The following is a 27,000-nucleotide window of genomic DNA, read 5'->3' as shown; positions in this document are numbered from 1 at the left end:
TACTTTATTTATTCCATCATATCATTTAATATAAACAGGATTCACTCAATTATTTTTAAACTCTTCTTAATATATTCCAAACAGCTTTCTTTGGATAACGGTTTGGAGTAGTAATAGCCCTGTATAAAATTGCAACCACGAGTCAACAAAAATTCCTTCTGTACCTCTTTTTCAATGCCTTCCGCCACAATTTCAACTTCTAAACTGTTGGCCAACTGTATGATTAAAGAAGCAATATGCCCATTGTCTTTTTCAGGAAAATCCTTTATGAAGAGCCGATCAAGTTTAATCCGATGGAACTTAAAGCGCTTTAGATAACTCAGCGATGAATAACCCATGCCGAAATCATCAATGGATACCCGAACACCTAATTCTATAAGTTTATCAATAACGGCTATTGCCTCTTCGCGTCCAGTTATGATGACGCTCTCCGTCACTTCAAGTTCTATATATTTGGGATCAATGGCATACCTCTCTATACTGCGCTTAATTTGTTTATAGATCAGTTCAAATTTGAGTTGCTCTACGGAAATATTAATTGCAACTGGGACCATAATATCTTTACTTTGGAGTTCACGTAAAAAGCATAGGGCTTCGTCAATGACAAACTCACCTATTGGAATAATGAGTCTTGACTCTTCCGCAAGTGGAATGAAGCGATCTGGTGGAATTTGCTCGCCATTGTGATGCCATCTTAGCAAAGCTTCCATACCAATAATTTCTGATGTCCTGCTGTCCACTTGCGGTTGATAATTTAAAGTCATTTCATTGCGCTCTAAAGCATATCTAAGTTCTTTTAAAAGTATATAATTTTCATTTGTAATTTCATTAATAATATTTTCATAATACATAATTTGATTCTTACCATTTGCCTTCACTTGGTTAAGAGCAATATTGGCATTTTTCACAAGCATCCACATTTCAGTACCACATCCAAGATAAGTGCTGGCACCTATACTCACCGTAATATATATTTCCTCTTCATTTATATCGTATGGTTGACACAGTTTCTGCTTTAATGCCTTTAGAGGCATCTCCTTAGGTTCATCTTGATCTCGCAAGTAAAATATTGAGAATTCATCCCCTTCGGTTCTTGCTAAGATACCACTTTTCAAATCCATTTGATGAAGCCGATTAGAAATTTCAACAATGATCTGATCACAATTTTGACTTCCCAGAACGCCATTTAAAAGCCTAAAATTGTCAATATTAATGACAGCATATTCATAACTTAAAGCACTGTTCTCTTGAATCATTTTTTCTGATAAATCCATAAAGAGCACTTTGTTAGGCAGTTTTGTCAACGCATCGTAGTATTTTAAATAATTTAGTCTTTGATCGCTGAGTTTGACATCTGTAAGATCTTTGAACAATCCCAGATAATAAACTTCGTTTTCAATAATACGTGTCATATAAATCTGCATTGGATAGACTTCACCATTTATTTTGAGCTGTTCAATTTCGTCTTGGAAGGAATTCTCAAGATTAATTTGATCGATTTGACTTTTTGTCAAATTGATGCCACACGACCCAAGAGTACTTAAGCCTCTTTGGACTTCATATCCTGTAATTTCTGTAAAAGTCTTATTCGCATAGATGATTTTATAGGCGCCATCCAAAACAAATACGCCATTATCTGACTGTTCTAAAATTCTAAGTATTAAAAAGAGTTGACTTTCTGCATCTTTGCGCATGGAGACCTCGTCAGCAATCTTTTCAGATTGGTTTTTAACTGTTTCAATATGCATTTGAATCTCAAAAGACATTTTTTCAATGGTTCTTGCCAAAGCGCCAATTTCATCACCTCTATTTGTGATCCCTTGACTTAGTTCAAGTGCATACATGCGACCTTTTGACGCCTTAATGGATGCCATTATGGCCAATATAGGATCTGTAATATAATCACTTAATTTAATGGCTAACAACGCAAAAATAACTTGTGCTAAGAGCATCACACTTAAAATAAAAATGCTGTAGCTTAATAGATTTTGATAGATTTTATAGGATTCTATCTCAATGCCAATTAACCAACCATTAGACAATGCCTTTAAAAAGATCAATTTTTTCCCAGATTGCGTTTTCATCTCTGTATAACCGTTTAAAAGGGCCTCATCAATAGCCTTTTTATCTAGATACCAATCATTCCCAGGTGTTGTTTCAGCCAGTGGCGTCTTATCATTTGCCAACATCAGAGAAGTGCCCAGCGCTCTAGCGTTATATAGAGTTAAACTGTTTTGAATAACATCATAATTCATATCTGTTCCTATGACTGCAAAGAGTTCATCATCTACGTATATCGGCATGGAGCAAGATACAAATTCATTGCTATTGCCATTATCAAAAGTCCATTCATAAGGCGCCGTCCAATAGGGTTTGTGCGTTTCTACAGGGCCAAACCACCATGATTTTGATTTATCTTCTGAAGGATCACAGTTAAAATATTCAATTGGAATATTCGTCTGTCTTTCAACACGACCATTCCCATCCTGATCCGCGTAATAGACGTCGAACGCCTCATGAGTCAGATTGGGATTAATATAAATATACGCCGTATGACTTTGCATATGATTTTGAGCTTCTCTTTCCACCTCTGGTGCAACTGAGTCCAAAAAGGTTTCTAAGTAATCCAGATTTTTAATTTCATTCGGATCTAAGTATTCCAAAGTTAAAGTTTCCAATGCACTCATAACATTATCTGCTTCAGCAATATTTTTCTCAAAATCGCTTTTCATAGAGTCAAGCACATATCTTGTTTTATCTATCGTTTCGAATTTAAGTGCATTAATCCCCGTGTATAAACTTGCACCGCCAATTATAGCAATACTTAAAAAACTCATTAAAATAAGCAGTACTAAAATTTGATGCCGAATACTCATACGGTTCATATGACCTCCTCTCTTTACACATCATAACATTTATGCTAATACCCTTATTTTATATTTAGAAACACGATTTTCCAAGTTAAATATATGTATCTCCAAATAAGTATTATGCCCCAGAGCATAATAGACGCATAAAAGATGCAAACCTGTTAGAATTAGCTTTGCCACAAAATAATTGTCTTGATATTATACAAGGAGCTCTCATGAAAAATTATACAAAACCGGATATGTCCAAATGGACTGGTCGAATTGATCATACAGAAAATTATGATGCTTTTAGATGGCATCAATGGATTCAATCACTTGATTTAAATAATACTTTAGAACCATGTAACGCATTTGAAGTTGGGATTGCCTTTATTGGTTTTTGTAGCGATGAAGGCGTTCGAAGAAATCTTGGCAGAACAGGTGCCGCAAAGGGCCCCAATAGTGTCCGCAAAGAACTCTGCAATATGCCCTGTAGTTTTGCACCTACACTCAAATTGTTCGATGCAGGAGATGTACACTGTATAGAAGGTGATCTTGAAACTGCTCAAAACGATTTAGCCTTAGCCATTTCTCAAATCATGTCCCTTGGGCTTTTTCCACTTATCTTAGGCGGTGGACACGAAGTTGCTCTTGGGACCTATAAAGGCATCGCACTTCTCAATCATTTTGATGCTCAAAATGCTCTTGGTATCATAAACTTTGACGCTCATTTTGATATCAGACCTTATGAAATGCAAGGTTCTTCTGGTACAATGTTCAGACAGATTTCAGACCTCTGTGTGCTCAATCATACACCTTTTAACTACTTTTGCATAGGTATTCAAAAAAGAGGCAACACAGTGGATCTCTTTAAAACTGCGGATAAACTGGGGATTCAATATTTAATGGCCAAGGATATCGGTGAAGGTGACTTAGCAAGCGCATTTGATCGATTAGATCAATTTATCGAATCAAAAAAACATCTTTATGTGACCATTTGTACGGATGTGTTTTCTTCAGCCTTTGCGCCTGGAGTGAGTGCGAGTCAACCCTTGGGCTTGCATCCTGAACGATTGTTGAAATTTTTTAAGTATATTTTTAAAAGCAAAAAAGTCATTGCCTTTGACATTGCTGAAGTTTCGCCACGTTTTGATCATGACAATATTACGGCAAATCTCGCAGCAACTTTTATCTTTTCAGCAGTCAACGCCATTGCACACAACCACAATATTGCATTGTAAATCATAAAATTATAAAACAAAGCAGGGTTTTCTAATGAGCATGTATCGCTATTAAAAAATCCTGCTTTCGTAGTAGGCATTATCGCCATTCCGTTAATTTCCAGTCCATTACTAGAATCGTTAAAAATCCGCTATCTCAATTTATCAACGATGTCTTTAAACACCTTTTCAGTTTGCTCTGGATCGGCTTTGCCCTGTGTTCTTTTCATCATTTGTCCCATAAAGGCACCCATGGCTTTAGCCTTGCCACCCAAGAAATCCTTTACAATTCTTGGATGCTCTTCTAAAATAGCCTCACCTTCTTTGGTCAATCTCTCAATGTCTTTAAGCACCTCAAGATCATACTTTTTAAGAATCATCTCAACAGAGCCTTCTTCCTCCATTAAATACCCCATCGCTTTCTTAGCTAACGCAGGATTAAGAGTCCCCTCTTCTATACCCCCTACGATTTCAGCAAGTGATTCTGGTGAAATTTTGAAGTTCATCTCATCTTCATCGCCACAACTGCTCTTAAAAATATCCGTCATCATGAGATTTGCAAGAATAGAAGGCGTTTTTACATGCGCCACACCCATTTCAAAATAATCTGATAGTTGTTTCTGAGCCGTTAACTGCTCCGCTGCATCCGCTGCTAGCGCATACTTTTCTATATAAGTTTTTTTACGCTCATCTGGCAATATTGGAAGTTCTGATTGAATTTGATTGAGTTTATCCTCGCTGATCACAATGGTGGCAAGATCTGGATCAGGGAAATACCTGTAATCATGCGCATCTTCTTTGGTTCTCATGGAATAAGATTCTCCTTTGATGGCATCCCATCTTCTGGTCTCTTGAACAATGAGTTCACCTGATTCAACTGCCTTTATTTGTCTCTTCGTCTCATGCTCAATGGCATTTTTAATAAAGGCAAAAGAGTTGAGGTTTTTCATCTCTGTTCGCGTTCCAAATTCAGGTTCACCCTTTTTGCGTACAGATAAATTCACATCACATCTAAAAGAACCTTCATTGAGCTTACAATCTGAAATCTCAGTATAGAGTAAGATGGATCTCAATTTTTTTAGATAGGCAATAGCTTCATCAGCACTTCTCATATCAGGTTCAGATACGATTTCCACAAGCGGCACACCGCATCTGTTATAGTCAATCATAGTCCCTTCATTGAGATCATGCATGAGTTTACCTGCATCTTCTTCTATATGAATTCTAGTAATTCCAATGCGTTTGTCTTTTCCTTGAATGCTGATATCCACAAAGCCCTCTTTACAAAGAGGCAAGTCGTATTGTGAGATTTGATATGCCTTTGGCAAATCTGGATAGAAGTAATTCTTACGATCCTGTTTGCCAATTCTCGTGATGTCACAATGCGTTGCAAGGCCAGCTTTTATGGCATAATCAACGACGGTTTCATTGAGCACCGGTAATGTCCCCGGAAATCCCATACAAATTGGACAGCACTGTGTGTTCGGTTTTGCACCGAAAACGGTGGAGCAACCACAAAATATTTTACTCTTTGTCTTCAACTCAACATGGACTTCAAGTCCAATGACTACCTCATATTTATTTAACATACAATTGCCCCCTCTCTTGAGCTTCTAGTTCGTAGGCGTGGCCCACTCTTAAAAGCATGCCTTCATCAAAATGCTTTCCAATAAGCTGCATGCCAATGGGCATGCCGTCACAATCGAAACCACAGTTGATTGAAATTGCAGGCAATCCTGCGATGTTAACAGGTACGGTATAAATATCACCCAGGTACATTTTAAGGGCGTCTTCTGAGCAATCGTCAAACCCATATGCCGTAGTTGGCGCCACTGGCGCAAGGACCACATCATAATGTTGAAAGAGCATTTCAAATTCATTCATAATCAACGTCTTTACTTTGAGCGCTTTTTTATAGTAAGCATCGTAATAGCCAGAACTCAATGCATAAGTGCCAAGGAGAATTCTACGTTTGACTTCATCTCCAAAACCATATCGTCTTGAACGCGAGTATAAAGTCTCAAGGGAGTCAAAATCAGGATGCCTATAGCCGTATTTAATCCCATCAAATCGCGCTAAGTTTGAGGAAGCCTCCGCAGAGGAAATAATGTAGTATGCAGGCAACGCATGCTTTAAAGACTTTAAAGAAACCGTCTCCACAATTGCACCCATGCTTTCTAAAGTCTTGGCAGATTTTAAAATTGCCGCCTTCACTTCTTCATCAATGCCTTCTTCCATGAAATCAACAGGCAATGCCACTCTTATGCCCTTAATATCTCTTTTTCTAATTTGATCCAACGAAAACTCTGGCGACTCTAAAGAGGTGGAATCCATAGGATCTTTTTTCATCAAAGATGGTAAAACCAGCGCCATGTCTTCAACAGACTTTGTGAAGGGACCAATTTGATCTAGTGAGGATGCAAAAGCGATTAAGCCATATCTAGAAATACTGCCATACGTCGGCTTCATGCCCACGACACCGCAAAAACTCGCCGGCTGTCTGATGGAACCACCAGTATCCGATCCCAATGTGTATAGCGCTTCATCACTGGCAACTGCTGCAGCAGATCCCCCACTACTGCCTCCAGGAACTCTATCCAATTTAACTGGATTTTTTGTCTTTTTAAAATAGGAATGCTCAGTGGTGGAACCCATTGCGAACTCATCCATGTTGAGTTTTCCTAAGATAACAGCCTTTGACGCTCTCAACTGTTTAACCACTGTGGCATCAAATGGCGCATGATAATTCTCGAGCATCTTGCTCCCACAAGTCGTTGGCATATCCAGTGTAGACATGTTATCCTTGATACCCATTGGAATACCGGCCAAGGCTCCTAAGCGCTCACCACTTGCCCTCAATTGATCCACGGCTTTAGCCGTTTCATTTGCGGTTTCAAAAGCATAATGCAAGTAAGCATTAATCGATGAATCATTGGCTTTAATTTTATCTATATAAGCGTTTGTGAGTTCTTCACTGCTGATCTTTCTTTCGTTTAGAAGCACACTCGCTTCTGTCAATGTGAGTTTAGTTAAAGTGCTCATGTGTTTCCTCCTATTCTACTGTTTTAGGGACAAAAATACAGTTTTCTGTCACCTGTGCGGCGTTTTTGAGAAGCCCTTCTTGATCGTCAAAAGCGATGACCTGATCTACTCTAAAGACATTTTCTGCATTTGAGAGACTCTCTTTCATGTGAACACTGGAAGTATCCACTTCACTGAGTTGATCTGCAAAGGCAATGATCTTCATTAAATCACTTGTAAGCATCTCTTTTTCCGCTTCATCCAGTTCAATCCGTGAGAGTTTCGCCACATGTTCTATGACTTCATGCGTCATCTGTGGGGCTTCATGTTTAGGCGCATGCGTCCCTTCAAGGTAGATAGAAAGTTCATCTAATTGTTCTCTTTTCACTTCTGACGGCGATTGCGTCATGGCACAAGAAGCATCCTTCATCTTAGGAAATGCAATGACATCTCTGATACTTTCAGCACCCACCATAAGCATAATCAAGCGATCAAGTCCAAATGCAAAGCCACCATGTGGCGGTACGCCGTATTCAAAAGCACTGAGTAAAAAGCCAAATCGCTCTTTTGCTTCCTCTTCAGAGAAACCAAGCAATTTAAACATTCTCGACTGAATACTGCTATCGTGAATCCTAATACTGCCACTGCCAAGTTCCACGCCATTGAGAACAATATCATAAGCCTTAGCGCGAACTTTCTCTGGTGCCGTTTCAAATAATTCTAAATCTTCATCTTTTGGCATTGTAAAAGGATGATGCATGGCCACATAACGTTTTTCTTCCTCTGACCATTCCAGTAGTGGAAAATCTGTCACCACCACAAAAGCATAATCTTTGTCATCCCTAAGGCCCATCATGTCTCCAACCATTAATCTCAAACTGCCGAGGACACTGAGCGCCAAATCCTTTTTATCTGCTGAAAAGATGAGTAAATCACCCGGTTTTGCTTCCGTTTTTTCTAAAATTGCATCAATATCAGCTGCCTTGAAGAATTTCGTGATGACTGATTTTAAACTGCCATCTGGTTCAATTGCAATCCACGCCATCCCTTTACCGCCTAACGACATGGCATGATGAGTCAATGCTTCAATCTGAGTTCTTGTAAATGAAGCCCCGCCCTTGATATTGAGCGCTTTAACGATACCACCACGGTTTACCACCGATCTAAACACTTCAAACTCACAAGTTTTACAAATCTCTGTCAGATCAATCATGGGAAAGCCAAATCTCAAATCCGGTTTATCCACACCATAGAGGGACATGGATTCTGCATAAGTTATGCGATTAAATGGCGTTTTAAGTGTGATGCCTTTGACCTTTTGGAACAAATCTGCAAAGAGTCCTTCCAGAAGTTCTATGATATCCTCTTCGTCCACAAAGGAAAGTTCCATATCAATCTGAGTGAACTCAGGTTGTCGATCCGCTCTTAAATCTTCATCTCTAAAACATTTTGCCACTTGGAAATAACAGTCTATCCCACCAACCATTAATAATTGCTTGTAAATTTGTGGCGACTGAGGCAACCCATAGAATGTGCCTTTTTTAACTCGGCTCGGCACTAAAAAATCACGTGCCCCCTCTGGGGTGCTCTTACTTAAAATTGGGGTTTCAACTTCCAGAAACTCATGGCTTTCGAGATAGGCCCGAGCCGTATTGGTCACTTGTTGTCTCAGTTTTAAGTTTCTGAGTATATCTGGTCTTCTAAGGTCTAAAAATCTATATTTAAGTCTCAATTCTTCCCTTACGTTTGAGTTTTCCTCAATCATAAAAGGTGGTGTATGCGCTTTGGAAAGGATCGTCAATTCATTTGCTCTAACATCGATTTTACCTGTTGGTATCAGTGGATTGATCGTATCTTCTGACCGCTTTTCAACCAACCCCTTCACTTGAATCACATATTCACTTCTGATGCCTTCAGCATGACTAAACATCTCCTCTGGTAAATCCTTTTGATCCAATATGACCTGAGCAATACCAGTCTTATCTCTTAAATCTAAGAATATGACACCTCCCAGATCTCTTCTTCTCTGAACCCATCCTGAGAGTGCCACAGCTTCATCAATATTGGATTCCCTTAACCTACCGCAATAATGCGTTCTTTCAAATTTTTTCATACACTGCCTCCTTTGCCTATGCTGTATCGAAAATCAGCCCAGATCTGATTCCACGTTTACACTTACGTCACTCCCGTTCATAGCCGTCCATAATCTGAAGCGGTTGCATTCAGAATTTACAACTAAGCTCTAACCAGATTTTACTGTAAAACAACGTAAAAAAAGCCTTCATCCCTATAAAAGGGACGAAAGCTACTTCCGCGGTACCACCCAGATTGATCTAAAAAGATCCTGCTCATCGATACGGACTTAAAGTCGATATCTACTGACTGTAACGTGCCAGATACGTCTAATCCTACTGCTATTTCGGTTAGAAACTCAGAGATGTTCTTCATTCAAAAATCCGTACTGATCTTACACCGTCATCAGCTCGCTTCAACTACCATTTTGAATTACTCTTCTCGTCCTCGTCTTTAGTTTACTCATTTGCTAGTGATTATAATATGTCCTGACGCACTTGTCAATATATTTCACAAAATTAATTTTTAAGGGATACCACCTCGCCATCTTTAATATAGCTCTGTCCTCTCACGATAATCTGTTGATCGAGAAGTTGCTGATCACTTCTAATTTCAACGAATTCATCCTTTGTCAGCCCCAGATCAACCGGAACTTTGACTGCCCTCTCTCCCTCTAATAAAAATATAAAAGTATTTGTTCCCTCATAAACAATCGCTGTATTTGGGACGAGATTGGCATCGTATTCATCCGTAATAAATTTGACCTCCACATAATCTCCAATGAAGATTGAATCTTTTCTATCTTCAAGTCTAATCTCCACAGGATAAAGCTTGTTAATTGGATCTGGAAGAAGTTCCATATTGACCACTTCACCTTCAAGCACATCCTTTTGATCATTGGTAAGCGTAATGAGGACTGGTGTTCCAATCGCAAGTTCTTGCAGAGTCGAGCTGGTGACCATTGTCTTCACTGAAAGCACATCTCTGTTGACAATGGTAATGGCTTTTTGATTAGAAATTTTTTGGCCCTTTTTCACGTAAATGCCTGCTATTTCCCCATCAATGGTACTCGAAAGCAAACGATCGTTCACAGCTTTTTTTAGATTCTGTACTTGATTATTATAGTTATTGCGTGCATCTTCATATTGTTTTTCCAATGTACTGAGTTGTGTCTCTAACGCGTCCACACTGGCTTGTGTCACAAATCCATTTTTTAAAAGTTCTGATTGTTTTTGATAGTTATCTCGGACGGCATCCAATTGTATTTTAAAGTTATCCCGAACTGTTCTGAGCTGACTTTCCTGTGCACTATACGTGGTTTTTACTTGATCTGTACTGAGCTTAATAAGTGGTGTATCCACCGAAACAGCATCACCTGCTTTTACTAAAATCGATTCGATCTCACCAGTACCATTTAAAAACAGATCCACTTGATTTTGTGGACTGATCTCTCCAAAACTGGTGTAAAAAGCTTGCACCTTATCTCTGATAATAGGGGCTGTTTCCACCACAGTAAGAGGCGGCGTCACATCTTTCACAACCTCATCTGCTTTGCTCTGGCATCCAGCTAACCCAAAAACCAGTAATATGAACATCATTACTCTTGCGTATTTACTTTTCATAGGTCTCAACCCCCTTCCTGTCTCTAAAGGATTCTATCAAATGATATATTGTCGGTATAAAAATCAAAGTCATCAGTGTCGTCATCATCAGACCAAAGATAAGTGCAAAACTGAACTGCGCATAATAGGCTTCTTTAAAGGCCAGCGGTAAAACTCCACTAATGGTTGTCAACGTTGTGGCAAGCACTGGATTAAAGCGTGTGAGTCCAGCTTCTTTAATGGCCTCTTTAAGCGTTGCGCCCTCCTTGCGTAAGTAGTTCATGTAATCTATGAGCACAATGGCATCATTTACCGCGATTCCAACCAATGCTACCAATCCCATAAAAGCATAGAATCCAAAATCATTCCCTGTGAGGATTAGCCCCCAGATAACGCCAATGATCGACATTGGAATCGTAGACAGTATAACGAAAGGTTGAATAATTGACTGAAATTGCACCGTCAGAATGATGAAAACTAAGAATACAGCTAAGATCATGCTTTGGAAAAGATATCCGAAGTTTTCCTGAATCCCTTCTGAATCACCTGAATATATAATACGGATGCCTTTAGGCAATTTGCTCTCATCAAAGTGTCTTTTGATTGTATTGGTAATATCACTGCTATTATAACCTGTTTTCAAATCTGCACTCACCGTGATGACGCGTTTGCCATCTTCCCTTGAAATATTAGATATGCCCTCTTCAATCTGGATATCACTTATACTGCGAAGTGGTACCATCATCCCATTTTGAGTGGCTATAAAGAGACTCTTAAGCGTGCCTAAATCATCGATTTCATTTGAATCCCTTTTAATGATCACATCCACTTCATCCTCGTTAATCCGCATGGTTGTCGCTTCGACACCACCTAGCTCACCTCTGAGTTGTAGTGCAACAGTGCTTACATTTGTCCCCAGCTGTGTCGCCTTGAGTTTATTGATGCCTATTTTGATTTGAGGTACGCCTACAGTCACCGAAGCATCTATATTGTAAACCCCCTCTAGATTTCTCAGGTAATCGCTCACCTCATTGGAAAATTTATAAGTGTCTTCAAGATTTTCACCCTCTACTTTGAGAACGATTGGCTTGCCAACAGGCGGGCCTGCTGCAATGCCGTTAATTGAAATCTCTGCGCCACTTACTTTTGCAGTTTGTTCTTGCAATCCCTCTAAAATCTCATAACCACTGCGCAAGCTATTGTCTATTGCCACACTGAATTTAACAAAATCAATTTCATTCCCACCAACAGTCACATTATACGATTTTACAGCCTCATGCTCTAATAGCATCTCTTCTATTTCAGAAGCGATTTGCTCATTTTGAGAAAGCGTCGTTCCCCCTGGTGTATCCACTAAAATTTCCAATGTATCGGGTTCATTTTTTGGGAAAAAGGAAACTTTTAAAAGTCCTGTTCCAAATGCCGACACGCTCATAACAAGTAGTAACCCCCCTACAAATAGAACTAGAAAACTGCGTCGTTTTTTATAAACAATCCATGCGACAATTGTGCCATAAAATCTCGTCACCCTTGTATCTTCAAAGCCTTCATCACCAATTGTAATTATTTTGAGCGCCATAAATCCTGTAAAAACAGCCATCATGACAAGTGCTAAAAGTCTATTGCCTGCAACACTGAAAGCATAATAACTGAGCCCTGCAACCAAAAGGATCGCAGCACTGTTTTTCAGCCATTTAATCTTACCTATGCTATGGTGTTTTTGATTTTTTAACAATCTAGAAGCAATACTAGGCGTGATCACCAGTGAAACAAATAAAGAAACTGTCAAGGTGATCATAATCGTAAGTGGAATCGTCGATACAAAGGCCCCTAATATCCCCGGTAGTATAACCAATGGGAAAAAGGCTGCCAAAGTCGTCAGCGTAGCCGATACAATCGGGAATCCCACTTGATTGGTCCCTAAGAAAGCGGCTTCCTTGCGATTAAATCCCAACTTCTTAATACGATCTATATTTTCCATGACAATGATGGAGTTGTCCACAAGAAGCCCCAGTGCAACGATTAGGCCCAAGATTGCAAAAGTGTTGAATGTAATGCCAAATAAATTCAAAAGACCCAAAGTGCCCAGCAAGCTTAATGGAATGGTAATCGATACAATTAAAGATTCTCTAATCCCTATAAATAAAAACAGCACAATAATAACGACAATTAGACCTGACAAAGCACTGGATTGAATATTGGCTAAATCATCCCCTACGCGCCTTGCCATATTATCTGAAATATAGATGACAGCATCTTCAGGATATGAAATTCCCTTTAAATCTTGTATCTTGTTTTCTATAGCCTCACTTGTTCCCAGAACGTCACTATTGACTTTGCGATTGACTTTCATAAAAATAGAATTTTGGGAGCGCGTCATTTGATCTCTTATGAAGGTTTTATTGATAACGCTCACTGGAGCAACACCAAAAGAGACCTTTGCCAAGTCCTTAATAAAGATTTGCTGACCGGATCGACCCACAACGACGACATCTTTAATTTCATCCAGTGCCTTAAAAGACTCATCTACTCTGAGCGTATATCTGACCCCATTGAGTTCAGAGTCCCCCACTGGCAAACTGATATTAGATGATTTAATGGCATTTTTAATGTCAGATAGTGTTATATTGTAAGTCAACATCTTGTTTTCATCTGTAATGATATGAACCTCCTTTACCGTGGTGCCAAAGAGGTCTATACTGTCTACACCTTTAATGCTCTCAAGTTCATTTTTAAGGTTCTCAGCTATTTGAGTCAGCGTTTCCACATCATAGTCGCCGTTGACACTGATGTTCATAAGCGGGATCTCAGAGGTTTTAAAGATGACACTTTTAGGTGTTAAAACACCTTCCGAGAACTCAATTTCCCTCAGTGCATTATCCACTTCTATTTTTTTATTTTCAATATTGACACTTTCCTTAAAAGAGACCGTGATCACAGAAAAACCAAAAGTGGAATCCGACTCAATCGTATCTATATCCTCAAAATCTTTAACTTTTTTTTCGATCTTTTCTGTCACAAGGCGTTCAACATCTTCAGGACTTGCACCTGGATAAACTGTCTGTATGGTAATGGCAGGAAAAACAATCTCCGGCAGTGATTCTTTAGGTAATGAAATCAGTCCCACGACACCGATACTGATGATCATAATCATCAGAAGCATTGACAATTGAAATTGATTTATGAAAACACTGGATAATTTACCAATGACATTGATCTTCATTTTGCTCTCTCTCAAGTCTTTATTCAAATTCATTTAATCACCTCCAAAGTTTCCTCATATTTTAAAACGATCTCAACAGCCATATTCTGGCTTAAAATCATATTTTTTTGTGCTGCTCTTCCCCCAATTACAAATGGCTTTTGTGATAAGACAGCATCCTCTTGAACTGCGTCCATATACCTTCTTAATTCATCCCAAAACGTCTGCATGGTTATGGATAATATCACATAATCAATTTGATTTTTTACGACAAATTCAGATAGCGCTTTAACTGGCACAGACGTGCCGATAAAAAAAGTCTCTATGCCTTCAAAACTCAATAACTGCATGACCATTTTTATGGGTATTGTATGAGCTTCATGGGGCGCTGCCATACCCACGACTTTGATACACTTTGTTTTTATAGGCATGGATTGCATCACTTTGCGATAGACATCATCCATAATCCTTTCTATCTGACGTGTTATAAAGTGCTCATCTGCCGATGTCATCATTCCCGTTTCCCAGAGCCAACCAATTTTCGCAAGCGCATATCGAATTACTTTTAAATAAATTTCTTTAGGTGAGATGTCATTATCAAGCATGTGCTCAAGGAGTGCATATGCTGCTGGATAATCGTATTTCATCACACTTTTGAGAAAGATATCTGAAATCTCAATCCAATCTTTTTTTTCATGAACCCTGCATAGAAGTGCATCCACAGACACATCAAAATAATCTGCAAGCTTAATCAAAATTTCATGATTGGGCACTCTATAGCCACTTTCATAGTTAGCAACTGCTGACTGTGCAATTCCAATATTTTCAGCTAATGTCTTTTGGCTTAGCTTGTATTCTTTTCTCAATTTTTTAATTTGTTCTCCTAAAGAATCCATAGCATTCCATCTCCTTTTTAACCTAATACCCATAAGCGTGATATTTAAACAAAAATATCACGAAACGAAATGACAATAAGTGATATGTAATCCATTTTGCAACACACCACTATGTCACAAATTTTTAATCATAAAAAAGCCCAAATAACAATTTAAAAAAATTATTATTTGAGCTTTCTCTAAATTTGCATACAGCCATTTATCATTTGAAAAATCAAGTGTCTGAAGTTGGATCACCTTATGCTATTATTCTGCTGTATAGGTTTTAAAATACTTATAGATCTCAATTTCGTCGCCTGCGCTTTGATTTTCAACCGCATCCACTCTAATGGTGTTCGCATCGATAACTTCAATCACCTTGCGTGTTGACCATGCTTTTGAGTTATTGCGCACCCAATCCCCTACTTTTAAATTGTGACCACTGATTTTAATAAGGGTTGAAGTCGTTCCAGATTCTGAATTAATTCGGCCTTTATACTTATAACTTTTTATAAGATCACCGGTGGATTGCCCATAGATATAAAAGGGTTGATAGACTAGATTGGCATCTATTCTTTCAATAGACCTAAAAATCCCGCCTCTGGTGACATTCTCAATTGCATCAAAGGTTTCGAGCATATGATTGCTTATTTTCAGTTTGAAAGTATTGGTTTCAAGTGCATCTAAATTCACATATTTTAAACTGATAACTGAATTAAATGGCAAAAGTGGCAAATCACTCGAATTAAATATGACGGAGTCTGGATAATTCCTCCAATCATAGCGGACCCCCAAGGGATTTAATACGTTATCATTCCAAACTTCAATGGTTTTTCCATCTGGCATCACTTTAAATGTCGCACCAACCCAATGGTTGGATTCATTCAAAATTTCAAATGCATGTTCCGAGTCGTGAACTTTGACAAGACCGTCACCTACATTTTTAAATTCAATCGTATAAACATGATCTAATAAACGGATGAGGATGGCTTCTGGACTCAACAATTCATTCGTATTATAAATCTCCTGCATGGCTAATTGGGCCAAGCGTTTCCCCAGTGGCCATTTGTGCTTTGGATGGATTTCATATGGATCTTCAGCAGAGAGATCAATCGACGTTATAAGGCCTATGTTTTTAAGGGTCTTTGCCGTACGCATTTGAATAGCCCTTATAATCGGCCAAGTATCACTGTCCGTTTCATAGTAATTATCACCATATCCTGATATCTGTACCAGAAGAATGGGGAGCTCACTGTCTTGAAACGCCATGCGAACGCCATTAATGTAGTTTCTCAAAAGCGGCTCATACGAGTATTTCAATTGGGTGCTGTTTTCCCCTTGATAATATATGAGACCCTTGATCTTATATGGGGCAACATAAGCCATAAAACCATTCCAAAATCCCGACATGATCGGTGCGTCAGGTCTTTGAACAAATGATTTTGGAACCCCTTCAGGAGGTATAAAATTTTCTATACTTGCACCACCATAAGTCAATCTTATAATGCCAATTTTGACAGTTTTGAGTTCTTCGTTTAACTTAACCAGTTCATTTGCAAAATAAGTGCCTATTGCTGGAGAGACTTCTAATCCCCATTGATCTGGATAATACCACTTGCCCCCTGCGTTTTCCAGTGGATTTACTGCAATAAGATGCTTATTATAAAAAAAGCGTATATTGTCTTGCGCCTCTAATTGTTCGACAAACTGAGTATTCCAATTTTGAGTTTCATTTAAACGCATTTCTGCATTGGATTGACCGGCAATAATAAAGACTTCCCCAATGTAGATCTCCTTGTAAACAATTTCTTTACCACTATCTTTTATGGTTAAAGTATACGGTCCTCCTGCACTTTTTTTAGGCAGTGTTATTTTCCACTTGCCATCACTGACAATCTTTTCCGCTGTGCTTTCAAATTCTGTCTCGTTTTCTTTTAACTGAACGGTTATCAAGTCACCGGACATGCCTGTGCCCCATAACTCAATCTCTCGATCCCTTTGAAGAACAGCATTATTGCCAATAATATCAGGGGTCGCCACTTCACCATTTGGAATCCTCAGGCTGGGATTAGAAAGTTTTGAAATCAAATCGATATAGTCGCTTCTTCTCAGAATCATATTGGGTATAAAATTGCGATTCCTATTGATACTGAGGTAACCATTTTGATAAGCATAATGCATGGCGTCAGAATACACTTTAATATCTTGCGGAATTTGTTTATAAGCCTCTTTGACCTCAGGTCTATTATGATAAATATAGAGCATTTCACTTGCAATCTCTTTGGTTAAAAAGGCTGATTCATAGGTTTTATACTGTGCATAAACGCCTTCATAATTTCCCATATCCAATGCCTTTAAAGAGAAGAGCAAGTCACTTACTTTTGCTTTTTCATCCAGATTGAGATGTCCTTCCAACGTCGTCAACAGATATCTTTGATTGATCATATGTCTCACTTGATCATATCGCTCTCCGAGCTCTGATTCAAAAATAAAAGTATGGGCATAGGATTTTAGCGCTTCTGTTCTCAATTTAAATTTTTCAATATTGTAAATCTTAATATCATCGTATTCCACGATGGGATTTTCACCCCATAAATCGTCATCAAAGCCCACACTGCCAAAGCTCGGTCCCTTTACACCTTGTATTATGCGATTTGGCGTATCATCCACATAAGACAACAAGGGCTCATACGCTTTTAAAGGTGATGTTGGTCCATCGATAAAGAACTCTATTTTAACAGTTTTATCTGGTAAATCTTCAATGGAAAACCGCCCTGTATAATCAACGCCCTCTTCCAAAAGATAGTAGCCCTCCACAAGAGGTTCCATGCCTGAAGGTGCATTTGTATTGACAATCGACCACTTACAGTAGTATAGATTCGCTATAATTTTTCCCATTTCCAAGTTTTCTAAATGATAAGTGATCGCATACTGATTTTTAAAATCATCATCTCTACTTCTTGGAGAAATCATTATGATAGGTCTTGTGGCATCACCGCCATTACCCATCTGCTTTATATTGACTCTGAACTCAACACCATAAGATTCTGTATCCCCTAAAAGGGCCTTATCAAAAGAAAACCATTGATGATATCGATAATCATCAAACCTTAAGGTCCCTTCATCGGTAATATAAATAGTCTGATCCGGACTGATCACATCATAGGCATCTAGCGCTCTGTCTGAATTAAAGTCCTCTTTAAAATCATATTCATATGACGGCGGGGTGAAAACAGAAGCCCAACTTGGTACTTGAATCCCTAAGCAAGCTACAATTGTAAACAAAAAAACAATTAATGTACGTTTCATAAATCACCTACCTAATGCTTTTTTTAAATCGAGTTGCGATCACAACAATTATAACGATTATTACCAGAAGCATTACCCCTAAGAAAATTAAAAAATTTCTGGAGTTTTCATAGGAAACACGCTTAATCTGTGTGGTCGGATTTTGATCGATTAAAGTCAGTTTACTAGAAGTTGATTTCTGCGTTGTATCGAAAATCTGGTAATAACCATTTTGGTCAACAAAGATCGTGTTGCCATCTAGTTTCCCAACGAATTCCAGATCCGTTAAATACGGCGAAATCCATTTATATGCTCGTTCGCCTTGATAAGCGATCATCAAATCCATAAAAGGAGAACCCTGATTTGAAATCAATTGGGCCGTGGATAAATTTTTATTAAAAGGGTCCAACAAGCGCCTGTTATTTTTACTCTCAAATTGTTTCGTCTCAAAATCATAGGATACATTGAGTTTCTCATTGATGCTTTTAAAGAGGTTACTGGTCAAACTTGTGATGAAGATATTATTTTTTTCAGGAATCCCTTGATCCAGCGTCAATGTGAACTCAGAAACTCTTGAAATTTCGTGTGAGAGATAACCTACCACATCCATGAGCATTTCTATATCTGCATTTGTGTAGTTGGCATCTAAAACAAAATTGGCATCATCCATATGAAAATCACTTACAAAAGGTGCTGGATAATGACTGAGATTATATTTTATCTTTGGCACATGCGGTAAATAAAGTGTACTCTCATTGGATATATATGCCCAATAGTTCGTATTGATGCTTCCGTCTCTACAATCAAAATCACCATCCAGATAGAGATTGACACTTATAGCGAAAGCCTTGGACTCTTTTAAGTCATCGGGAATATTAAAAGTGATAACATCGCTATCGGCGCCTTCTTCATGTAAAATTTCACTTCCAACAGGAATATTGTTGATCACTACAGAAACTGAAGAATTTTGATAGTCAATTACTTTTGAATATCGCAATTTCAACACAAGACTAGCTTCCTTCTCCAAAGTCCAATTGTCGGGTATATCTACAAAATATTGGGCAGAAGAGGACTTAGCACCTTCTAAAGTAAGACTCCCATAGCCTAACTCAGAAAACTCAAAAATATTTTTTTCATCAGGCGCCACTTCATAAGTCAAATCTTGAGCATCAAAGGTCACAAAATTATCCGAAAGTTGACTCTTCCAAATGTCATTCGCCAATCCACGCGCAATATTGGGAAGCTGTTTTGGATCATCTGAAATAATGGCCAGTATAGAATAGGGTTTATTATATGAACTCTGTGCAATGTATTTTTTTTCATCCGAAACTTGATTAAAATACGGTTTTAATTTTGATGGCATTGAAGTCCCCACATAAATATAGTTCGCATCAGGCTTCATGTCCTCCAATACCGTTATATTAAAATGAATATTTTTAAACTTTACGCGTTTTCCTGCATCCGATGCAATGGTCATAATCGTTTGAATGACATCTAAAGAAGGCTGTGCCTCCACAAGAAAATCATATTGAACCGGTTGATCTACATAGGATTTCAAGTATGGAAATGGGTAGGTACTTAAATCCAGTTTGGTCTGTTGATCATCATATTCAAGGTGTAGATACGACTTCCCAAAAATAGTAATCCAATTCGCTGGATTGGCATCATCTTCACAGATTAAGTCTGTAATTCTATGATATGATTTTATCCTTATTTCATTGAACCCTTGATTAATTGCAGTTTTAGGCAATTTAATTCTTCGAAAATGTTCACCGCCATCAAGTTGATCCACAAAAAAACTTTCAATCGGAGAACCATTTAATTCTACAGTTATTGAGGACCCATGATTGACACCCGTATAAGAATGCTGAAAGTAGAGATCAAAATAGGCGACATCTTTAACTTGCCAATATTCATTTACAGTAAAAAATATTGAACCTTGACCATATACGCCCTGTAAGAGCAGATCATTCCCAACAAGTTGATTAAAAGCCATTTCATTGGTCGCATCATCGTTCGAGACCACAGCTTCATCGTTCGAGGTCACCGCTTCGTCGTTGGCATTTATCGCTTTATCGCTTGAAGTAGTCACTTCGTCGTTGGCAGTCTGAGTTTCGTCCTTTAAAGTCATCGCATCGTCATTTGTGCGTGTTGGATCAACTGCTTTTGTTGTGGACACTGGCACATCAGATGATATCGATGAGGCAGAGGCTTCTGCGTTTTTAATTTTGACAATGTAAGCATCTTTTATATACTTTCTTGCTGTGGGCAGAGCCTTATATGCCGTACTGTAATCATCATAAATGCCATAATAGACCACATAGTTACCTGTTTTGACGATTACGGATTCATGTCCGGCTTTTGTCAGTTTCTCTAGCAGTCGCTCTGCATTTATTCGTTCATTAAAACGACCCATTTGAATCGCATATTTATCGCTCTCCTGAGCAAATACAAGAATCTGATTTGATAGTAACAGACTTACCAGTAAAATTACACCTATTGTTTTTATCCTTCTAATTAGTCTTGTTGGATTCACTCAATGCCTCCCTTAAAAACGTTCTGTCTTGTACCATTTTGTCTTTTGCCTCAAAATAGTATTCTTTAAAAATTGATACATGCCAACTATACTCACCACAAGCCATAACTGACAATAAGTGAAGTACATAATGCTCACCAAAAAAATATTTTTCTTATGTGCCTCACCTTTCTCCACCGATAGCGTAATAGTTATTTGAAGTAAAAAAATCAAATAGCTTAAAATCCATATGATAATATAATTACCTGTAATCTGTATTTGTACATCTGTAAATATGCCCAGTAAAAAGACAATATCCGAAAGAATTATGGAAGTTAAAAATAAAAAGTACACACTGAAATAGTAGAACAGATCAAAGAAAATACTCGGGTTTTTAATTTTATGAATTGAACCCAGATTTTTCACGAGTACATAGATATTGCCATTAACCCATCGACTTCTCTGTTTCATCCATACACTCAATGTCTCCGGCTCTTGTTCAAAGGTCTCAGCAAGTGGCATGAAAGCAATTTTATAACCCATATCATATATGCGAAAACTAATCTCTGTGTCTTCTGCAACCGCCGATGTATCCCAGCCTCCAATCCTCTCAATAATACTTCGCCTTACGATGAAATTCGTCCCAGGAATTGTGCACAGACCGAACAATTTCCAACGCCCAGCCTGAGCCATCCATTGAAAAGAAAGCGTCTCAATGTTTATAAACTGAGTCAATATATTTTTTTTCTTATTGCGCGTCCTGAATTTACCAATCACAGCGCCGTATTTTTCATTAGACAAGATTTCATAGACAAGATATCTGAGTGCCATTGCATTTGGGGTGTTGTCCGCATCATATATGACCAAGAACTCTCCTACAGCGTGTTCAAACCCCAGATTAAGCGCATTGGACTTTCCCTTGCCGCCCCTATCCCCAATGACTTCGACGTGTTTGATCAACGCCTTTGGATAAGTTTCAATCATGGATTCAATAATAGCACCTGTCTGATCTTTAGAATTGTCATTAATCACAATAATCTCATATCGATCTTTAGGATAATTAAGTGATACCAAGGCCCTAAGCGTTCTCTCTATCACAACAGCCTCATTGTGTGCCGGTATCATAATGGAAATCATTGGATAACGTTCTAACTCTGTTATAATCTCTTTTTTGCGTTTAATCATGTCTGTTGAAAAACGGTAACCAAATATGAGCAATATAATATTGGTGATGAGCAATATCCAAATTGAAATCATTGAAAATAAAAAGATGGTGTCAATCCATTTCATTGTCTACTCCTGACCTTCAACTACTGGACTATTTAAACAAATTGCGCCGTTGTTTTCGAATAGACCTTGTGAGAATCACCACGAATGCAATGAAAATTGCAAAAAGTACATATGAAAATACAAGGGCCAGTCTATCTATAAAAAGAGATAACGGCGATTTTGGCACTGTTTCTATATACGAATTGATATCAATTCTGCCGTTATCAATATTGACCTCAAAATCTCTTGAAGTAATCGCATGCTGATCTTGCAGCGGATCATAGGACATAATACCCTCGGACTTAAGGCGAGCGATCAAACTTTCTAGATAGAAAGTTTCCACTGAGCTGTGATAATAAATACCTGCAAAGAAACCATTGACGAGCTCTATCCGCTTTAGGCGCTCATCTATAATTTTAAAAGCGTCTTTATCGCTGGGATCAATATAGCCCAAATTTAAAGGATACAATTTATTGAAATTTACTGTATCATAGAGTTCATAAGGATAAATGATATAATTGTTCTCGGTGATGGCTATTTGACCAAAGGCCGTGGTAAAAATGGATTTTAAAGCATCATACTCCTCTTTTGACAAAAAAGCATGAGGTGCTTCATAGCCAATAGGCACAAGGCCATTTTGAAGACATTCCGAAATCGCTCTGTCAAAATATTGTTTGATGTCGCGAGCTTCCAGCTTGCTAATGGTCAGAGTATCATCTTTCATTTCATGGACATAGGTGTGCAAAACAATGCTGCCACCATGTCCTTGCATGTAGTTTAAAACGTCTATAAATGCACTTACCTCCGTAAAATCCGTAATATAATCTACACCTTCTTGTTGTACAAAAGGTATCAAACCAATTGTAAACGGCACTTTGTTCTTATATAAAACATCTGTCAACGCTTTTAACTGCTCATAATCACTAAACACATGAACATCTTCAATGCTGATCAAAAAATGATTTTCCTGATAGTGTTTTTCATAGAAAAGTTGATTTAAAAAGTCTGAAAAAATATAAAATAAAGGCTCATTGATATCCACCCTAGAGATATAATATAAATTTCCCGTATGCACAATGAAGGGAAATTCATCTGTCCCATCTGAAAGCCAAGCGTAAACTCTGTTTTCTGGACTCATACTTCGAACCTTATAAAAAGCCCTTTTCGTCCCTATGCTAAAAGTCTTTTCATCTCCAGTCAATGCCTTGCTATAACGTATAGACAGCAGATCATAGACTTCGCCTTCGTACATAAGAGGATATTTCTTGAGTTTGATCAACGGCTCTACACTTTTCCCAAGCCATATGAGTTCACCCTCATATTGAGCTAGGGCTTCATAAAATCTAGGGCTTTCAATTTCTTGATCGAGTGCAAGGATAAACACAAAGTCATACGCTTCAAAATTGTAACTCTTTAAATCGGAAATTTTGTGTTCCACAACTTGCGTTTGATAATGCCCCAACAAATTCTCCATAGCGGTAACGGTATCCCGAGTATCACCATAAAAATACCTTTCTTCATAAAGTATGAGCACTTTTTTTTCGAGTTTGCCCTCAGCGTAACTCAGGGACATTAGAATGCCAAGCATGAATCCTATGATCAAAACCCCTATACTTAATCTAAAACATTTAGACATCATACTCTAATTCCTTAACCGCCAAAGCTTTAAATTCCATCGGATTTAAAATATCATCTCTGTAGGCTAATAAGCCCACCTTCAACTCTATGTTATAACGCCCTAGAGAAGATTCATCCTCAATCTCAAGTTTAGACAAATTTTCTTTGAGCCTCATTTTAACCACTTGAGCATTTTCAATTGTTGTATGCGGTAAGATGAGGCCTAACATATCTTCGTCAATTCGAAATCTCAAATCTTCCACACGCGTTGCCCTATTTAACGCTTCTGCAATAACCTTGTAAATTTTCTTCGTATTATCTCTGCCATAAATGGTAATTAATTCTTCAAAATATTGAATTTCCAAAACGCCAATGGTCAATGGTATCTTGTGTCTTTTTGCCCTTGCCATCTCACCATCTAAATCTCTCAAAAACTCTCTGCCATTTCCAAAACCAGTGATTTCGTCAATGGTTACAATTCGGTCGGTCATTTTATCACATTTAGTACATTGTTCATTGGCCATTCTAACATTTTCTGAAAGCTGCCCGGCAAAAAAAGTGGTCAAGGGATATGCGATGAACCAGAGATAGTTTAAAGTCCATATTTGGCTTGTACCTGTGATCATTTGAAAGAAGACAACCGAGCCATATCCAAAGATCACAATGGCGCATATTAACAATCCAGGAATAAGCCCCAAAGATAACGTCAATGCTAAAACGACTAACAAAGCGCCATAGAGGGCATAATCATAAAAGAAGAAATTTTTCTGCATGAGTAATGTAATAAAAAACAAAGTAAAGAGCAATATAACTAAAATTAATATCGAGTATATTATTTTTTTTAAGTGTGATTTCATAGATTTCCCTCCTTTCTGGCAAGTGTATTTATAAACCCAATAAAGCCATCAAATGATCAAATGAATAACCAATATGCGTCTCTTCGTCTACAAATGCCCACGCATAGACACTCTCTCTTTCACATGCTAAGTGAATGATCTTTTCACAAGCCCTGCGATATAGAGATTCGTTTTCAGCCAGCTTTGCAACTTGTGCTATAATGCCATATATTGCTGGCGATTCAATATCATCTAACACCTCGCCATTTTGAGAATACGCTGCATAATAGCCCTTGTCTACAATCTCTTGTTCAATAAACACAAGTGCTGCATCATCCTTTAAGCCAATTTCATATAGATGTTGTAGAATCATTAAATTTTCAATACTTCTATAGGCCTCCGTTCCATTATATTTTTCATAAAAAGGTCTATCCGTAACCTTGTGCCGATACACTTCATTAAGCCCTTCTAATAAGACACTTTCCCACTTTTTATCCGCTTCAACCAAATAGAGCATTGCTTTAAAATCATAGTATGTCATCAATGCCAAAGGTGAATCTGGCATATCATAAGAAGTCAATCGGTTATCTCTCAAACAATACTGATAGAGTGATTCCCCAATGGCTATTGCCTTTTTTTTATAGGTGGGGTCATGCCACAGTTCTGAAGCTTCATAGAGCGCCTTGACAACCCTAAAATCGTCAATTGAAGCATTGACGATCTCAAGATTCTCCGGTTCAGATTGTACACGCCACTTTAAGAGACCATTTTCTTTTATAAACCTCTTTTCCAGGACAGAAATCAAGGCGTCCAATTGTTCTTTATCTTGTTCCTTAATTGCTATAAGCATCATTAATCCAAGTGATTCTGACAGTATATCATCTCCGGAAGCAGTGTCCGGCAGATCCAATTCCTGAAGATTTGTAACAGGCAATAAGCCTTTGAAAAAGAACAATTCAAAAGCTTCTCTAATCTGCTTGTATTCAAAGGTGTATTCATCATAGCGAACCCCCTTTGCCATATGAAGTTGTTCTATATCTTTTATTTTGTAGAGCTCCTGCTGAGATTTAGAATGAAAAAAAAAGACACCGATTAGAATGAGTACCAGAGCGCCTATGCACAAAAGCCCCCATACATGTTTTTGATTATCCATATTTTTCTTTACACTATTCACAGCAAAAACCCCTCTTGAATCCAATTACACCTATACATAATTACAATTTACTATTCAACATTCGATCGATTATTTGGTGTACATCTTTTCTAAACCAAGGTTTGGAAATAAAATAATCAATGTTCTGTTGATTGAAATTATGTATCAGCAAATCCATGTCGTCATGTGCTGACATAAGCACTCTTATAATATAGGGCTTTCTCTTCTTGCAGAATTGAATAATTTCTATGCCGGAGATCGACGGCATGCGTTGATCACATACGATCATCGAAAAATCGTTTTGCTCTATGAGATCCATTGCATACATTGGATTAATCGTTGTCATGACTTCGATAGGCAACTTTAACCAATCAATTTCCCTCTTTAATGCCGCACATATTTGTGCTTCATCATCCACTATTAAAATTTTCTTATCCATTTCTTCATCACTCGCTTTCATAAAAAAAATTCTGATATAATAACATTTTTACCCTATAAAAATGTGTGAAAACATCAAACTCTATTTTTATAAATTAAAAAATGAAGGCACTGAAGTCATTTTAATCCAATATATGCTTGCTTTCTCAAAACCAAAGTTCAAATTTTTGAATAAATTTTACAGGATGATACGATAGTTTAGATTTACGAAGACCTTCAATCCCCAAATCCTGTTCACGATTGATAAATGTCAGGTGATCCAGCTCATTGTATAAGGTATAACCCAACATAGAAAAAATACCCTCATACGAGATATCTGCCTTTTCAATATGAACGAGTAAACAAGATGTATTGACCACTTCCCCTATGATGAAGCCGGCAATATTTCCCTCCACATAAATCAGCCCGATTTTCAGATCAAAATAATGCCTATGCTTAAGAACATCCATAATGCCATTGTATTCAAACCGCAAATTTGGGTCCATATCGTTGCCTTTTTTAACCTCTAACCAGACTTGAAGCAATTCATCGACGCTATCCAAGTCAGATGCTTCATACCACTTAAATCGCCAATCCTCATACGTTCTGATAAATTTATTGATATGATTCTTTTTCTTATGATACTTTTTACCACTCAATTGCTTCAATGCTTCAAAGTCATAAATATAATCCTGCTCATCTATGGATGATTTGAGTTCAAAGGTCATATCATATGAATTTAATAAGGTCACAAATGCCTCATTGGCCTTTTTTATGACTAAGGGCTTCTGTTCATTTTCACAGAGTTCTTTTAGAACACAAACTGCTTTATAGACTGCTTTTGGGTCTGTGTACGCCCCTATTGGTTGAGAAAAATAGCGATGTGCCCCTTTGATATTTACAATGAACAAAAAAGACTCTATTTCAATAAAATAAAACTGGTATTTATCACGCCACATCATCAAATTAGTTAAGTTGATATCCGATACTTCTGAATTAAAAACCTCAAAATAGGGCCTTACAATGGCCAGTTGATCGTAATCCAATTTTTTCAATTCCATATG

General features: G+C 37.8%; 16 protein-coding genes and 1 other annotated feature. Of the genes, 1 reads left to right on the top strand and 15 read right to left on the bottom strand.

Annotated features, from left to right (window positions below):
* Positions 1–41 precede the first annotated feature (41 nt).
* Positions 42–2,885 carry an EAL domain-containing protein gene (locus ISU02_RS06385; protein ID WP_194700976.1) on the bottom strand — a complete coding sequence of 948 codons (2,844 nt, stop codon included), beginning with the start codon at positions 2,883–2,885 and terminating at the stop codon, positions 42–44.
* 200 nt (positions 2,886–3,085) lie between these two features.
* On the opposite strand from ISU02_RS06385, the gene hutG reads away from it, so the two are divergent.
* On the top strand, positions 3,086–4,090 hold the full coding sequence (gene hutG / locus ISU02_RS06380) for a formimidoylglutamase (RefSeq protein WP_194700975.1): 1,005 nt from the start codon (positions 3,086–3,088) through the stop codon (positions 4,088–4,090).
* A 131-nt stretch (positions 4,091–4,221) separates the two neighbouring features.
* Here the strand turns inward: hutG and gatB are convergent, their stop codons facing one another.
* From gatB to ISU02_RS06310, 14 genes are all read right to left on the bottom strand, one after another.
* Positions 4,222–5,658 (bottom strand): Asp-tRNA(Asn)/Glu-tRNA(Gln) amidotransferase subunit GatB, encoded by a 1,437-nt coding sequence (gene gatB, locus ISU02_RS06375; protein WP_194700974.1) that lies wholly within the window; start codon positions 5,656–5,658, stop codon positions 4,222–4,224.
* Positions 5,648–7,111: an Asp-tRNA(Asn)/Glu-tRNA(Gln) amidotransferase subunit GatA gene (gene gatA / locus ISU02_RS06370; RefSeq protein ID WP_194700973.1), complete on the bottom strand. Its 1,464-nt coding sequence runs from the start codon at positions 7,109–7,111 to the stop codon at positions 5,648–5,650. Before gatA ends, gatB begins: the two co-directional genes overlap by 11 nt.
* A 10-nt stretch (positions 7,112–7,121) precedes the next feature.
* Positions 7,122–9,203 carry an aspartate--tRNA ligase gene (aspS, locus tag ISU02_RS06365; protein ID WP_194700972.1) on the bottom strand — a complete coding sequence of 694 codons (2,082 nt, stop codon included), beginning with the start codon at positions 9,201–9,203 and terminating at the stop codon, positions 7,122–7,124.
* A gap of 178 nt (positions 9,204–9,381) precedes the next feature.
* Positions 9,382–9,620: a binding site (T-box leader), on the bottom strand.
* A gap of 61 nt (positions 9,621–9,681) precedes the next feature.
* Positions 9,682–10,785 (bottom strand): efflux RND transporter periplasmic adaptor subunit, encoded by a 1,104-nt coding sequence (locus tag ISU02_RS06360; RefSeq protein ID WP_194700971.1) that lies wholly within the window; start codon positions 10,783–10,785, stop codon positions 9,682–9,684.
* The gene (locus ISU02_RS06355) at positions 10,775–14,020 is read right to left on the bottom strand and encodes an efflux RND transporter permease subunit (RefSeq protein WP_194700970.1); all 3,246 of its coding nucleotides are present in this window, start codon (positions 14,018–14,020) and stop codon (positions 10,775–10,777) included. The genes ISU02_RS06360 and ISU02_RS06355 overlap by 11 nt, the downstream gene beginning before the upstream one ends.
* Entirely contained in the window at positions 14,017–14,862 is an 846-nt protein-coding gene (locus ISU02_RS06350; protein WP_194700969.1) for a helix-turn-helix domain-containing protein, read from the bottom strand. The genes ISU02_RS06355 and ISU02_RS06350 overlap by 4 nt, the downstream gene beginning before the upstream one ends.
* Before the next feature lie 246 nt (positions 14,863–15,108).
* Complete coding sequence (locus tag ISU02_RS06345) at positions 15,109–18,150, bottom strand: sialate O-acetylesterase (protein ID WP_194700968.1); 3,042 nt, start codon at positions 18,148–18,150, stop codon at positions 15,109–15,111.
* A 7-nt stretch (positions 18,151–18,157) separates the two neighbouring features.
* Entirely contained in the window at positions 18,158–20,665 is a 2,508-nt protein-coding gene (locus ISU02_RS06340; protein ID WP_194700967.1) for a cellulose biosynthesis cyclic di-GMP-binding regulatory protein BcsB, read from the bottom strand.
* A 12-nt stretch (positions 20,666–20,677) separates the two neighbouring features.
* Complete coding sequence (locus ISU02_RS06335) at positions 20,678–21,934, bottom strand: glycosyltransferase family 2 protein (protein ID WP_194700966.1); 1,257 nt, start codon at positions 21,932–21,934, stop codon at positions 20,678–20,680.
* Between the two features lie 28 nt (positions 21,935–21,962).
* Positions 21,963–23,552, bottom strand: coding sequence for a DUF2334 domain-containing protein (locus ISU02_RS06330; RefSeq protein WP_194700965.1), 1,590 nt, complete (start codon positions 23,550–23,552; stop codon positions 21,963–21,965).
* Positions 23,542–24,387, bottom strand: a complete 846-nt coding sequence (locus ISU02_RS06325) for a diguanylate cyclase domain-containing protein (RefSeq protein WP_194700964.1) — start codon at positions 24,385–24,387, stop codon at positions 23,542–23,544. Before ISU02_RS06325 ends, ISU02_RS06330 begins: the two co-directional genes overlap by 11 nt.
* Positions 24,388–24,415: 28 nt before the next feature.
* Positions 24,416–25,540, bottom strand: coding sequence for a glycosyl hydrolase family 8 (locus ISU02_RS06320; RefSeq protein ID WP_194700963.1), 1,125 nt, complete (start codon positions 25,538–25,540; stop codon positions 24,416–24,418).
* A 40-nt stretch (positions 25,541–25,580) separates the two neighbouring features.
* The gene (locus ISU02_RS06315; protein ID WP_207736206.1) at positions 25,581–25,979 is read right to left on the bottom strand and encodes a response regulator; all 399 of its coding nucleotides are present in this window, start codon (positions 25,977–25,979) and stop codon (positions 25,581–25,583) included.
* Between the two features lie 124 nt (positions 25,980–26,103).
* Positions 26,104–26,997 carry a DUF2156 domain-containing protein gene (locus ISU02_RS06310; protein ID WP_194700961.1) on the bottom strand — a complete coding sequence of 298 codons (894 nt, stop codon included), beginning with the start codon at positions 26,995–26,997 and terminating at the stop codon, positions 26,104–26,106.
* Positions 26,998–27,000 lie beyond the last annotated feature (3 nt).

Origin of the sequence: Fusibacter ferrireducens (assembly GCF_015352425.1) — a bacterium.
Classification (GTDB): domain Bacteria; phylum Bacillota; class Clostridia; order Peptostreptococcales; family Acidaminobacteraceae; genus Fusibacter_A; species Fusibacter_A ferrireducens.
The sequence above is the reverse complement of the archived record's forward strand: the minus strand, read 5'-3'. Positions and strand labels throughout refer to the sequence as shown.

What these genes read in the sequence shown, in the direction of transcription:
- ISU02_RS06385 (WP_194700976.1), bottom strand. Translation starts at nt 2,885, where the DNA reads ATGAACCGTATGAGTATTCGGCATCAAATTTTAGTACTGCTTATTTTA.
- hutG (WP_194700975.1), top strand. Translation starts at nt 3,086, where the DNA reads ATGAAAAATTATACAAAACCGGATATGTCCAAATGGACTGGTCGAATT.
- gatB (WP_194700974.1), bottom strand. Translation starts at nt 5,658, where the DNA reads ATGTTAAATAAATATGAGGTAGTCATTGGACTTGAAGTCCATGTTGAG.
- gatA (WP_194700973.1), bottom strand. Translation starts at nt 7,111, where the DNA reads ATGAGCACTTTAACTAAACTCACATTGACAGAAGCGAGTGTGCTTCTA.
- aspS (WP_194700972.1), bottom strand. Translation starts at nt 9,203, where the DNA reads ATGAAAAAATTTGAAAGAACGCATTATTGCGGTAGGTTAAGGGAATCC.
- ISU02_RS06360 (WP_194700971.1), bottom strand. Translation starts at nt 10,785, where the DNA reads ATGAAAAGTAAATACGCAAGAGTAATGATGTTCATATTACTGGTTTTT.
- ISU02_RS06355 (WP_194700970.1), bottom strand. Translation starts at nt 14,020, where the DNA reads ATGAATTTGAATAAAGACTTGAGAGAGAGCAAAATGAAGATCAATGTC.
- ISU02_RS06350 (WP_194700969.1), bottom strand. Translation starts at nt 14,862, where the DNA reads ATGGATTCTTTAGGAGAACAAATTAAAAAATTGAGAAAAGAATACAAG.
- ISU02_RS06345 (WP_194700968.1), bottom strand. Translation starts at nt 18,150, where the DNA reads ATGAAACGTACATTAATTGTTTTTTTGTTTACAATTGTAGCTTGCTTA.
- ISU02_RS06335 (WP_194700966.1), bottom strand. Translation starts at nt 21,934, where the DNA reads ATGAAATGGATTGACACCATCTTTTTATTTTCAATGATTTCAATTTGG.
- ISU02_RS06330 (WP_194700965.1), bottom strand. Translation starts at nt 23,552, where the DNA reads ATGATGTCTAAATGTTTTAGATTAAGTATAGGGGTTTTGATCATAGGA.
- ISU02_RS06325 (WP_194700964.1), bottom strand. Translation starts at nt 24,387, where the DNA reads ATGAAATCACACTTAAAAAAAATAATATACTCGATATTAATTTTAGTT.
- ISU02_RS06315 (WP_207736206.1), bottom strand. Translation starts at nt 25,979, where the DNA reads ATGAAAGCGAGTGATGAAGAAATGGATAAGAAAATTTTAATAGTGGAT.
- ISU02_RS06310 (WP_194700961.1), bottom strand. Translation starts at nt 26,997, where the DNA reads ATGGAATTGAAAAAATTGGATTACGATCAACTGGCCATTGTAAGGCCC.